Annotated in this window: 12 protein-coding genes; 7 read left to right on the top strand and 5 right to left on the bottom strand. The window is 68.0% G+C overall.

Annotated features, from left to right (window positions below):
- The first annotated feature begins 1 nt into the window (after position 1).
- The 4 genes from OYT95_RS25850 to OYT95_RS25835 all read left to right on the top strand — a co-directional run bounded on the left by OYT95_RS25850 (position 2) and on the right by OYT95_RS25835 (position 3,615).
- A complete protein-coding gene (locus OYT95_RS25850; RefSeq protein ID WP_037226029.1) occupies positions 2-187 on the top strand; it encodes a rubredoxin in 186 nt (61 codons plus the stop codon).
- A 5-nt stretch (positions 188-192) separates the two neighbouring features.
- Positions 193-1,458 (top strand): NAD(P)/FAD-dependent oxidoreductase, encoded by a 1,266-nt coding sequence (locus tag OYT95_RS25845; RefSeq protein WP_268792276.1) that lies wholly within the window; start codon positions 193-195, stop codon positions 1,456-1,458.
- Positions 1,459-1,468: 10 nt separating this feature from the next.
- Entirely contained in the window at positions 1,469-2,095 is a 627-nt protein-coding gene (locus OYT95_RS25840; RefSeq protein ID WP_037226033.1) for a TetR family transcriptional regulator, read from the top strand.
- Positions 2,096-2,214: 119 nt separating this feature from the next.
- Positions 2,215-3,615 carry an IS1380-like element ISRop1 family transposase gene (locus tag OYT95_RS25835; RefSeq protein ID WP_268789503.1) on the top strand — a complete coding sequence of 467 codons (1,401 nt, stop codon included), beginning with the start codon at positions 2,215-2,217 and terminating at the stop codon, positions 3,613-3,615.
- Positions 3,616-3,973: 358 nt separating this feature from the next.
- On the opposite strand, the gene OYT95_RS25830 is transcribed toward OYT95_RS25835, so the two are convergent.
- The 4 genes from OYT95_RS25830 to OYT95_RS25815 form a co-directional block, all read right to left on the bottom strand.
- A complete protein-coding gene (locus OYT95_RS25830; RefSeq protein WP_268789502.1) occupies positions 3,974-5,179 on the bottom strand; it encodes an IS4 family transposase in 1,206 nt (401 codons plus the stop codon).
- 80 nt (positions 5,180-5,259) lie between these two features.
- A complete protein-coding gene (locus OYT95_RS25825) occupies positions 5,260-6,438 on the bottom strand; it encodes a 4-hydroxybenzoate 3-monooxygenase (RefSeq protein ID WP_268789501.1) in 1,179 nt (392 codons plus the stop codon).
- Between the two features lie 91 nt (positions 6,439-6,529).
- Positions 6,530-7,267, bottom strand: a complete 738-nt coding sequence (locus tag OYT95_RS25820) for an IclR family transcriptional regulator (RefSeq protein WP_268789500.1) — start codon at positions 7,265-7,267, stop codon at positions 6,530-6,532.
- Positions 7,268-7,283: 16 nt separating this feature from the next.
- Positions 7,284-9,353 (bottom strand): acyltransferase family protein, encoded by a 2,070-nt coding sequence (locus tag OYT95_RS25815; protein ID WP_268789499.1) that lies wholly within the window; start codon positions 9,351-9,353, stop codon positions 7,284-7,286.
- 275 nt (positions 9,354-9,628) lie between these two features.
- On the opposite strand from OYT95_RS25815, the gene OYT95_RS25810 reads away from it, so the two are divergent.
- From OYT95_RS25810 to OYT95_RS25800, 3 genes are all read left to right on the top strand, one after another.
- Positions 9,629-10,906, top strand: coding sequence for an MFS transporter (locus OYT95_RS25810; protein WP_037226040.1), 1,278 nt, complete (start codon positions 9,629-9,631; stop codon positions 10,904-10,906).
- A 91-nt stretch (positions 10,907-10,997) separates the two neighbouring features.
- On the top strand, positions 10,998-11,474 hold the full coding sequence (locus OYT95_RS25805) for a VOC family protein (protein ID WP_037226042.1): 477 nt from the start codon (positions 10,998-11,000) through the stop codon (positions 11,472-11,474).
- Positions 11,475-11,500: 26 nt separating this feature from the next.
- A complete protein-coding gene (locus OYT95_RS25800; protein WP_037226255.1) occupies positions 11,501-11,893 on the top strand; it encodes a VOC family protein in 393 nt (130 codons plus the stop codon).
- Here the strand turns inward: OYT95_RS25800 and aztA are convergent.
- Complete coding sequence (gene aztA, locus OYT95_RS25795) at positions 11,874-12,509, bottom strand: zinc ABC transporter ATP-binding protein AztA (protein WP_037226044.1); 636 nt, start codon at positions 12,507-12,509, stop codon at positions 11,874-11,876. The two genes, OYT95_RS25800 and aztA, sit on opposite strands and share 20 nt — an antisense overlap.
- Position 12,510 lies beyond the last annotated feature (1 nt).

Raw genomic sequence — 12,510 nt, 5'->3', positions numbered from 1 at the left:
CATGAGTACCGATTTCAAGCTTTTCCGCTGCGTCCAATGCGGGTTCGAGTACGACGAGGCCGAGGGCTGGCCGGAGGACGGCATCGAGCCGGGCACCAGATGGGACGACATTCCCGAGGACTGGTCGTGCCCCGACTGCGGGGCCGCCAAGGCGGACTTCGACATGGTCGAGGTCAGCCGGGCGTGAGCGCAATGCCGAATCTCTCCGCGGAACTGTCGACGGTGGTTATCGTCGGGTCCGGTATCGCAGGGGCGAGCGCCGCGCAGACGCTCCGCTCGGAAGGCTTCCGCGGGCGCGTCGTCCTGATCGGAGACGAACCCGCACTGCCGTATCGGCGCCCGACGGTGTCGAAAGACTTCCTGTCGGGTGCCACAGCCGCGGAGAAGACCGCGCTGAAGCCCGACTCTTTCTGGGAGGAGAGGGAGATCGAATTGATCACCGGTGCAACGGCCGTCGGACTCGATACCGGCGGGAAACGCCTGACACTCTCCTCGGGGGAAACTCTGCAGTTCAGTGCCCTGCTGCTCGCGACCGGTGGAAAGGCCCGCCGACTCGACGGTGTCTCCGGTGCGAACGTCTTCACTCTGCGCTCGATGGCCGATGCCGATTCCCTTCGCGCGTCGATTCGACGCACCGGTTCCCTGCTCGTGATCGGCGGCGGTCTCATCGGATGTGAGGTCGCTGCGACGGCGCGGTCGCTCGGCGCGGAGGTCACCGTTCTCGAACGCGACCCGGCGCTCCTCAGTCGAATTGTGCCCCCGGAAGTCTCGACGATGATCGCGTCCCTGCACGCCGAGAACGATGTCGACGTCTGCACGGATGTCGCACTGTCGTCGCTCGACGTGAGCGACGACGGCTCCGCCCGCGCCGTCGCGGACGACGGTCGCAGCTGGGATGCCGGAACCGTCCTCGTCTCGGTCGGCACCGTCCCGGAGGTGACGCTCGCGGTCGCGGCGGGACTGCGCGTCCACAACGGCATCACCGTCGATGGGCAGTTCCGCACCTCGGCCGACGGCGTCTACGCGGCCGGAGACGCCGCCAACATCCCCGGTGCGCGTGACGACGAGCGATATCGTTCCGAACACTGGAACGGCGCTCAGGCACAGGGAATTGCCGCCGCGCAGTCCATCCTCGGGAAGCCCACACCGTTCACCGACGTTCCGTGGGGGTGGTCCAACCAGTACGGCCACACCGTGCAGTTCGCCGGCGCGACCCGTTTCGACGACGACTACGTGATCCGCGGTTCGATCGCCGATCGCGATTTCACAGCGGTCGCGGTGCGTGAGGGCACGCCGGTCGGGGTCATCGCCGTGGGCCGCCCGAAAGACCTCCGCACCGTGCGCACGATGATCGCCCGGGGCGGCGCCGTCGACCGCGCCGCGTTGGCGGACGAGTCGGTTGCTCTGACCGACGTGCTCGCCGGCGAGCGGGAGGGTCGGGTCGCGGCCGCCCGCTAGCATCGAGGTCATGCCAGCAGACGACCGCACCGACCGACCGAGTCGGTACCGGCTGGCCGCAACGTCGCTGATGCGGGAGACAACCCTCGATGCGCTCCGGGAACTGCTGCTGGAACGTCCGTGGCCGACAATCACCATGACCGACGTCGCGGTCGCCGCGGGGCTGAGCAGGCAGACGATCTACAAAGAGTTCCGATCGCGGCGCGGCCTGGCGGAGGGGTACGCCCTTCGGCTGACCGACAGCCTCGTCACCGTCATCGAATCCGCTCTGTACGAGAACCCCGGCGACGCGACAACTGCTCTGCGGGAAGGTTATGCGACGTTCTTCGAACTCAGCGGAGCCGATCCCCTGGTGATGTCGCTGCACCAGGGGAAGGCACCCGAGGATCTGCTGCGCCTGATCACGACGGACAGCAACATCATCATCCAACCGGCGGCCGAACGGCTCGCCCAGACGTTGCAACGGTCGTGGGTGAACTCCTCCCCGGACGACGCCGGGATCATCGCGCACGCGATCGTCCGGCTCGCCTTGAGTTTCATCGCCAACCCACCCGAGGACACCGCGGCGGCGTCCGCGAACACTGCCCGACTGTTCGCCCCGTTCGTTGCGGCTCCGCCACCCGTGAGTACTTCTTAACCTGGATCCACCGATGTGGTGTCGGGGTAGGTGAGTCGAAACGGCGAGATGCCCTTGCGTGCTGAAAGAATTGGACTTCTCACAGAACCAGTTCGATCGACACGAAGGGCATCTCTAGGGTGCAACTATCCCACACCCACCCGGTGACGGCCTCGGCGTTCGACGACCGCAATCTCCTCGCCGCGGCCGGACTGGTTCCGGTCCTGGGGTTGGCTCAGGACTGCGGCCTCGATGACCTGGCAGACGAGCATCTGACGCTGCCCACCGACAAGGGCGCACACGCGGGCCGGAAGGTGACCGCACTGGTAGCGGGCATGGTCGCCGGCGCCGACAGCATCGATGACATGGCATTGTTGCGGCACGGCGCCATGCCCACGGTATTCGACCACCCGTACGCCCCGTCGACGCTGGGCTCCTTCCTGCGGACGTTCTCCTTCGGGCACGTCCGCCAACTCGACGCCGTCGCCACCCGATTCCTGCAAGGCCTGGCCGAACGAACACCGCTGGTCGATGGGCCCGAATCAGGTGGGCGGATCCTCGTCGACCTCGACGACACCATCGTCGAGGTGCACGGGCACGCCAAGCAGGGTTCGGGCTACGGATATACAGGGGTCCGGGGGTTGAACGCGCTGATCGCCACCGCCACCACCGACGGGCGGGCACCGGTGATCGTCGGCCAACGCCTGCGCCGCGGCGGCTGCGGATCCCCACGCGGGGCATCCCGGATGGTCAGCGACGCCCTCGCCACACTCGGCCGCCTGCGCCCGCAGCTGTCACCGGGGTCTGTGCTGGTGCGGGCCGACTCGGCCTTCTACGGGCACCCGACCGTGTCCGCGGCACTGCGCTCCGGCGCCGACGTCTCGGTCACGGTGCGGATGACCGCGACGGTGAAGGCGGCGATCGCCGCCATCGACGAGGATGCGTGGACCCCGATCGAATACACCGACGCCGTCTACGACGAACAGGCCGGCCGGTGGATCTCCCGCGCCGAGGTCGCCGAGATCGACTTCACCGCGTTCACCCGACTCGCCTCCGAGCGGACACCGGGCCGGTTGGTGGTGCGCCGCATCCCCGACCTGCGGGAACACACCGATGGTCAGGGCACGTTGTTCGACGCCTGGCGGTTCCACGCGTTCTTCACCACCACCGACCCCGCCGTCCTGGACACCGTGGCCGCGGACAAGATCCACCGCGGGCACGCGATCATCGAGCAGGTCCACGCCGACCTGAAGAACTCCGCGCTCGCGCACCTGCCGTCGGGGCGGTTCGCCGCCAATAGTGCCTGGCTGGTGCTTGCGGTGATGGCGTTCAATCTCACCCGCGCCGCCGCCACCCTCACCGGGGCCCGCCTGGCCAAGGCGACGACCGCCACCATCCGCCGGACCCTGATCTCGGTTCCGGCGCGGATCGCGTCCTCGGCCCGCCGCCTCACCCTGCACCTGCCGCGGCGCTGGCCCTGGGAATCCGAATGGAACCAACTCTTCACCCACACCCGGCATCGAAGACCCCAGGTCACCTAATCCGCCCGGCCACCCCCGGCCCCGACCCGAAAGACCCAGTGGAACAACCCGACACATCGGTCGGGCGATCACCCACACCCCTGACAGCCCATCAACGGCCGCAACCGAACCCATCAGCCGACCCGCCCCTATCGGTGGATCCAGGCTTAACCCAATACCGTTTAGTTAGTGAACAAGGATGGTGCATTTCGGCGGTTGGGTGGGTTGTGGATGGTGTTGGTGGTGTGCGCGTTTGGCGGCCCATTTGAGGACTTTGCGTTTGACGACGCGGGGGTTTGATCGGGGTCGGCGTGCTGGGTTGATGCGGCGCAGGATTTTGGCGATGCCCTGATTCCACAATCTGGTGGCGGCGTGGTGGTTATGAGGGGGAAAAAGAGCTGTGGGACAGGGATCGTCGGGTGATCCGCAGGGCGGCGACGAAGGACATCCGATCCGGGTCGTGACCGCCGGCGGTCGCGGCGTCGCGCATCAGCGTGCGGATGGCGTAGTGGCAGCACAGGTGCCCCCAGATTTCCTGCTGAACCAGCGGTGGGGATTTCGACCGCAGCACGGCGCGTGGTCCGCGTTGGTGGGTCTTGAGTTCGTCGAAGGTGTTCTCGATTTCCCAGCGTTGGGCGTAGGCGAGGGCGAGATCTTCCGCGGGTGCGTCGGAGGGGTCGAGGATGGTGGTCAGCAGTCGGTACTGTTCGGGGGTTTCCCGCCCGTCGTCGAGGGTGTAGTCGATCACGCGCACCGTCAGTGGTGTGCGCTGCTGCCGATTCTTCCCGGAGGTGGGGATGATCTGTGCCAGCCAGGATCCGTCGTCGAGGGTCTCGAGGTGGCGGGGTGAGAGCGTCGATTTGACCCTCCACAGCAGATCGGCGCCGGTGGCGGCGGCCCGGGTCCAGATGTCGAATCCGTACAGGCCGCGGTCGGCGAGCAGCAGCATTCCCGGTTCGAGGGTGTCGAACAGATCGTGCGTCAACTCCCGCTCGGAGGTGCGGCACGGTCCGATCGCGGCGTCGAAAACCGCGTGGGTGCCGCATTCGGCGAGGGCCACCAATCGTGCCTGCGGGAACGCGGACTTCTCGCCGCGACTCGATCCGGGCCGGCCGAAATGCTCGGCGTTGGCCGGGGTGTCGGGCAGGTCGAGGCAGGTCCCGTCGAGGGCCACCAACCGGCGCCCCGCGAGCCAGGATCCGGGTGTATCCGCGTCGGCGAGCGGTCGTGCGACACGGCGGAACAGCTCCCGCACCGGTTCGTGCCCCAGCCGGGACCGGGCCTGGAAGATCGCCGATTTCGTCGGCGACGACCAGGACTGCGACCATCCCGACGACCACGACAAACCGTCGGTGAGCTGCTCGAAGACCTCCTCATAGGAGCCTTGCGAATTCAATGCCATCCCGATCGAGAAATACGCCGTCACGCGAGCGGTCAACGACCTACTGCGCTGCTCGGTCCGCCCGCATTCCGCGATCACCTCATCAACCAAGGACGCGGGAAACACCCTGGTCAACAACCCCACCGACACCACATCCGACAACCGCCGATCCGAGACCGGCTTCACCCATCCACTCCGAGGCACACCTCATCGTAACGCAACCCGCACTAACTGAACGGTATTGAGGCTTAACCGCCCGACGTTAATAAGTACTCACGGGGGCGTCAGCCCAAAGGGGTGCCGACATAGTTCTCGGCGATGAGGGTGCGGCCGGCGACGGAGCGGGTGACCATGTCCAGTTCGGCGACCTGCCGCTTGTGGCCGAATCCGGTGTCGTCGGGGAGTCGATGCAGCATCGAGGACATCCACCAGGAGAAGTGCTGGGTCCGCCACACGCGTGGGAGGACGCTGTCGGTGTAGCCCTCGAGCCCGGCCCGGCTGCGGGTGGCGAAGAACTCGGCCATCGCCTTGGACAGGAAGTACACGTCGGCGATCGCCAGGTTCATGCCCTTCGCGCCGGTGGGCGGCACGGTGTGGGCGGCGTCGCCGGCGAGGAAGAGGTTGCCGTGCTGCATGGGCTCGCACACGAAGCTGCGGAACTGCAGGATCGACTTCTGGAAGATCTTGCCGTCCTTGATCTCCGCGCCCTCGCCGTCGACGCGGGCGTGCAGTTCCGACCAGATGCGGTCGTCGGACCAGTTGTCGACGGAGTCGTCCGGGTCGACCTGCAGGTAATGCCGCTGGACCTCCGGCGTGCGGGTGCTGATGAGCGCGAAGCCGCGAGGGTGGTTGGCGTAGATCAGTTCCTCGGACGACGGCGGGGCCTCGGCGAGGATGCCGAACCAGGCGAACGGGTACTGGCGGAAGTGGTCGGTGCGCACGGTGGTCTCGGGGATGAGACCGCGGGTCGTGGTGCGCGATCCGTCGCAGCCGGCGACGAGCGCGCAGGTGAGCGTCTGCTCGTTGCCGTCGGCGTCGAGGTAGGTGATTTTCGGGTTGTCGGACGTGTGGTGCAGAACCTGCACGTCGGAGACGCCGAATCGGATGTCGCCGCCGTCTTCGAGGCGCCGGGCGATGAGGTCCTTGAGGACCTCGTGCTGCGGGTAGACGGTGACGGCGCGACCGCCCGTCAGTTCGTCGAAGTCGATGCGGTGGCCGCGGCCGCCGAACCGTAGTTCGATGCCGTGGTGGGTGAGTCCTTCACGCTTGACGCGGTCGCCGAGTCCGGTGTCGACCATCAGGTCGACGGTGTTCTGTTCGAGCACACCGGCCCGGATCGTGCCCTCCACCTCCTCGCGGGTGCGGCATTCGAGCACGACGGAATCGATGCCCTTCAGGTGCAGGAGATGGGACAGCATCAGCCCTGCGGGACCCCCGCCGACGATCCCGACCTGTGTGTTCATGAGCAGACTCCTCGCGTAGTTCGTGACACCAGTCACTGTGCTGCCCACCGCGTGATCGCAACACCCCCTCTTTCACTGAGTGAAAGACGAGCTACGCGACGCCGCGGGAGATGCCCCGCGCAGCCGCCCGCACCGCCGGGATCAGGGGTGCGGGATCCTTCTCCGCCGGAACCACGACCGACACCGCTGCCACCACCTCACCCGTCGACCGCGACACCGGCGCGGCCACGGCCAGCGTCCCGACGTTGAGGTGTTCGCGGCACGTGACCCAGCCGGTCCGGCGGATGTCGTCGAGGGTGCTGCGCAGGCGATGTTCGGTGGTGATGGTCGACGGCGTGAAGCGTTCCAGGCCCGCCGCGAGGACCTCGTCGAGCAGGGCTTTGCCGCCGAACGCCAGCAACACGAGACCGCCGCTGGACGCGTGCAGCGGCAGCCTGCCGCCGGCCCTCCCGACGACGGTCACGGCGCCGCGCGCCGACAGCCGTTCGAGGTAGAGAGCCTCGAGATCTTCCCGGACCACGAGCTGGACGTTCTCGCGCGTCGCCTCGTACAGGTCCTCGAGATAGGGCAACGCCACCTGCCGCAATCCGTGAGCGCGGGGCGCGAGCGCACCCAGCTCCCACACCCGCACCCCGATCTCGTAGTGCCCGTCGTCGACGCGTTCGAGGGCGCCGTTGTCGACCAGCTGACGGCACAGCCGGTGCACCGTCGGCAGCGGCAGTCCGGTGCGCCGGCTCAGCTCCGACTGCGACAGCCGCGGACGCTCCGACGTGAACGAACCCAGCACCAGGAAGGCGCGTCCCAGCATGCTGCGATCGTTTTCGGACATGCCGCAAGTATCCCGGTCACCACCAGCGGGTGGCCATGCCGATCTGCCGGTCGAGTTCGGGGACGAGGCTCCGGACGTATGTCGCCGAGAGATGATGCGAATCGTGATAGACGAGGATGTTTCCCTGCACCGCACGGCAGATCGCCACGTCACACACGGCGTCCGTGAGGTCGAGCGGATACACCGACGGCAGGTCGCGGGCCGCGTCGAGCGTGGGGTTGTCCGGGGCGAGCACGTCGTCCCGGGGCATGCCGCAGCTGTCGGCGTCGCCGCCGTCGGCGAGGCAGTCGACGACCGAATACGGGACGCCGTCGTTGTGCAGCCACGGCGTGTCGCGGATGCCGAGGAACGGCAGCCCGAAATCCGCGAGCCGCGCCCACAGGCCCACGTAGTCTTCGGGCGTGACGTCGCCTGCGCCCTCCTCGTTGGGACGCGAGGACGTCGAGAACACCCAGTCCGGCCGGTGATCCCGGAGACGGTCGAGGACGTCGCGGGACCAGTCGCCGCAGTCGGGATACGGCTCGCCGGCGAGCAGCGGGACGTCCGCGACGGTCAGCGGGCACCCCATCTTGAGGTACGTCTCGACCCGGATACCGCGCTGCTGCCCGATGCGATCGAGCGCGGGCACCCAGTGCTCGGCGTGGGAACTGCCCACCACGGCGATCGTCCGCTCCGCGCTGAGGTCGCCGTACACGCAGGTGACGACGTCGCGGGTGGTCAGGTCGGAGATGCAGCGGTCGAGGGTCGGCTGCGGAAGATCTCCCGACGCCTCGAGCAGGGTGGGTCGCATGTCCGTGCGCGGCGCGAATGCGCCGTCGGTCAGCGACGCCGCGCCCGGGTATAGCCACGGGTCCAGCTCACCGACCCGGGCGGTCGTCTCGGGGTTGCGGACCAGATACACGTGCCAGCCGGACGCGGTTCCCACCACGGCGACGCCGAGGATCGCGACCAGCGCGGTCAGCAACCGCCGCGGACGGGCCGACCCCGTCTGGAACCGCACTTCGATCAGCCGCTGGGTGAGCCACGCCAGCACCAGCGACACGAGGATCACCGCGAGTCCACCGAGCGCGCCGACCGCGGGCCGCTCGCGCCACGTGAGGTAGAAGATGAGGATCGGCCAGTGCCACAGGTACAGCGAATAGGCCAGGCCACCGAGTTCGACGAACGGCCGCGACGCCATCATCGTCACGATCCCCGGTTGCTCGGAGGGGCCGACGCCCGCGAGGATCAGCGCCACCGCCGCACCGACCGGAATCAGGGCCGCCGGACCGGGGAACAAGGCGGCGCCGTCGACGAGGAACCCGCACCCGAGGACCACGGCGAACCCCGACACCGCGAGGACGGTGCGCCACCACCGAGACAGCGCGACGCGGTGCACGACGAGCGCGAGCAGCGCACCCGCGAGCAGCTCCCACAGTCGCGCGAACGTGTCGAAATACGCCCACGACTGCCGGTCCTGCGACAGCACCGCGGCATAGACGAACGACGCCACGAACCCCGCACCGAGCACGCCGCCGAGGAGGGGTCGCACGAGACCGATCCGGCGGCGGCACGTCCAGGCCACACCCGCGACGACCGCGAGCGCGAGCACGTAGAACTGCCCCTGCACGGACATCGACCACAGGTGCTGCAGCGGACTGACCGACGCGTCGGCGGCGGCGTAATCGGACGCGGTCCGGGCCAGCTGCCAGTTCTGCACGTACAGCAGTGAGGCGAGGAGTTGGTCCGCGATCCCCGACCACTGCGTGAACGGCCGCTGGATCACGGTCGCGACCGCGGTCGCGGCCGACACCACCACCAGCGCGGGCAGCAGGCGGCGGGCGGTGCGCCGCAGGACTGCGGGGACCGACGGACCCGAGCCCGCAGACGCGCGTCGCACGAGCATGCCGGTGAAGAAGAATCCCGAGAGCACCAGGAAGATGTCGACGCCGCCGGACACCCGGCCGAACCACACGTGATAGACCACGACCAGCGCGATCGCGATTCCGCGCAGACCGTCGAGGTCGTACCGGTAACCGCTCGCAGCCGACGGTGGCGTCGCGGCGTGGCTCGGACGGCTCGCGGCCACCTGGGGGTTGGGTCTCACAGTCCGTCCTGGCTCATCAACTCGGTACCCGATCGATTATCCACACAGGGTTTACCAGTTCTTGACCAACCCGAGCGCGGCCGAATGTCACAGCGGTCTGCATGGACGGCACCGAGGTGACATTGGGCGAGCGCCCAGGAGCGGCGGATCGCCTGGGTGTGGAGTAGCCGATGTTTGACAGGCAACTATGGCGCGCCACACAATAAGTGCGCGTATAGAACTAGGGTTCGCATTGCGAACGCCCGCGCACATCACCGTCGAACGTCGAGGACACCATGACCACTTCCCAACGAAGCGCCGCCCGCGCCTCCACCGCCCTCTGGGTCGCGCCCCTCTGCTGGGTAGCCGTGCTGCTCGACGGCTTCGACCTGGTCGTCCTCGGCGCCGTCATCCCTTCCCTCCTCGACTACGAGGACTGGGGTCTGACCACGGGAACGATCACGTTCATCTCGACATTCGGCCTGGTCGGCATGACGATCGGCGCGCTGGTCATCGGCACGCTCACCGACGTCGTCGGACGCAGGCGTGCACTCCTGTTCGCCGTTGCGGCGTTCTCCATTCTCACGCTTCTCTGCGCGGTGGCACCCAACCCGTTCTTCTTCGGACTGTTCCGCTTCCTTGCGGGGGTCGGGCTCGGCGGCGCACTACCGACGGCGCTGGCCCTGGTCAACGAGTTCTCGAAGAGGCAGGGCGGCGGCTCCGCGTCGACGCTGCTGATGACCGGCTACCACGTGGGTGCCGTCGCGACCGCTGCGCTGGCGATCGTCCTGATCGAACCGTTCGGCTGGCGTTCGATGTTCGTCGTCGGCGCCCTGCCCGCCGTGGTCCTGATTCCGCTGATGCTGCGGTACCTCCCCGAGTCCCCGTCGTACCTGCTGGCGCACGGCAAGCGCGCCGAAGCCGAGGCCATCGCGAAGCAGTACGGCCTGGAACTGGAGGCGGCACCGGCCGCCGACGCTCCCGTCGCGGCCTCGGCCAACCCGGTGCGCGCCCTGTTCTCGCGCCCGTTCCTGCGCAACAGCATCGCCATCTGGGTCACCTCGTTCATGGGACTGCTCCTCGTTTACGGTCTCAACACGTGGCTGCCGACGATCATGCGCGAGGCGGGCTACGACCTCGGCGCGTCACTGACGTTCCTGCTGATCCTCAACGCCGGCGCTGTGGTGGGACTGCTGATCGCGGGCGGCGTCGCCAACAAGATCGGCCCGCGCACGGCGGCCATCATCTGGTTCGCGGGCGCCGCGGTGTTCCTCGCCCTGCTCAGCGTCAAGGTGTCGTTCGGCATCTACGCGCTGGTGTTCCTCGCCGGCTGCTTCGTGTTCAGCGCACAGGTCCTCGTCTACGCGTTCACGAGCGCCAACCACCCGCCGCAGATCCGTGCGACCGCTCTCGGCTGGTCGGCCGGTGTGGGCCGGGTGGGCGCGATCTGCGGACCGATCCTCGGCGGCGTCCTGCTCGGTGCGGGCTATGCGGTCCCGTGGGGCTTCTACGCATTCGCCCTGGTCGGGCTGCTCGGCGCGATCGCCATCTCGTCCACCCGGACGGTGCGCTGAACTCCTGACAGCCGTCCGATGAGTTTCGGGCATGGGCGCGGTCTATATCGGCGAGGATGAATCGACGAGGACCTGCGAGAGGAACTGCGCCATGAAACCCATCACCCCCTGCCTCTGGTTCGACACCGAAGGTGAAGAGGCCGCGAAGTTCTACACGTCACTGTTTCCGAATTCGCGGATCACGGAGGTCACCCACTACGGCCCCGACACTCCCGGCCCCGAGGGGACGGTGCTGACGGTGTCGTTCGAGATCAACGGGCAGCCGTTCATCGCGCTCAACGGCGGCCCGCAGTTCACGTTCGACGAGGCCGTCTCTTTCGAGATCCTCTGTAAGGATCAGGCGGAAGTGGACCGGTATTGGGACGCCCTCACCGGCGACGGCGGCGAGGAAAGCCAATGCGGTTGGGTCAAGGATCGTTTCGGGGTCTCCTGGCAGGTGGTCCCCGAGCGGTTGTACGAACTCATGCGCGACCCGGACACCGAGAAGGCGCAGCGCGCCATGCAGGCCATGCTGAAGATGCGCAAACTCGACGTCGCCGAACTCGAGAAGGCGTTCGAGCAGGCGTGACGCCTGCCGACGGGGAGGTGGACGGCATGGCCGAGGACGGTAAGACGCACATCAACGGGGTGCACACGGTGGCGGTCCCTGTCACCGATCAGGATCGGGCGCTCGAATTCTATGTGGGCACACTCGGTTTCGAGCGTCGTATGGATGCGGAGTTCAGCCCCGGACAGCGGTGGGTGGAGGTGGCGCCACCGGGATCGGCAACGTCGATCGCGCTCGTGCCGACCCGTGACGGCGTCCCCGCGGGCGTCGAGACGGGTATCCGCCTCACCACCTCGGACGCTGACGCCGACCATGCGACGCTGTCGGCGAACGGCGTCGACGTGGACGCGGAGGTCCTGCGGATGGGCGACTACGTGCCGCCGATGTTCTACTTCCGAGACCCGGACGGCAACAAGCTCGTCATCGTCGAAGTGGGGTGAGCTGCACCCCCGACGACAGGGCCAGCACCTGGTCGGCGCGTTCCGCGTCGCGGGATTCGTGCGTGGCCACGACGACGATCGCACCCCGCGCGGCCTCTTCGGAGACGACGTTTCCGATCACCGCGCGGGCTTCGGCGTCGAGACCGGTGGTGGGCTCGTCGAGGAGCAGTAAGTCGCCGCGTTGCACGAGCGCCTGCGCGAGCAGGGCGCGTTGACGCTGCCCGCCCGACAGGGTGCCGATCCGCCGCCGGCCGAGGTCCGCGAGACCGAGCCTGTCCAGCGCCGTGTCGACGGCGGCACGGTCGCCGGGAGTGAGCCGGCGCCACAATCCGCGTCGGTTCCAGGCTCCCATGGCCGCCACCTCGCGCACGCTCAGCGGGAGCTGATCGCTCACCGCATTGCGTTGCGGCACATATGCCGTGCCCAGCCCCTTCGTGCCGTCGATCCGTCCCGCCGTCGGTCGCGCGATGCCGGCCAGGCACTGCAGGAGCGTCGACTTCCCCGAACCGTTGTGCCCCACGACGGCCGTGACGGTGCCCGGTGCGAGCCGCACGCTCACACCGTTCAACGCCGTGGTCGGGCCGTACCGGACCGCGATTTCGCTTACGACAATCATT

The sequence above is a fragment of the Rhodococcus sp. JS3073 genome (assembly GCF_026810085.1).
GTDB lineage: Bacteria > Actinomycetota > Actinomycetes > Mycobacteriales > Mycobacteriaceae > Rhodococcus_F > Rhodococcus_F wratislaviensis.
The sequence above is the reverse complement of the archived record's forward strand: the minus strand, read 5'-3'. Positions and strand labels throughout refer to the sequence as shown.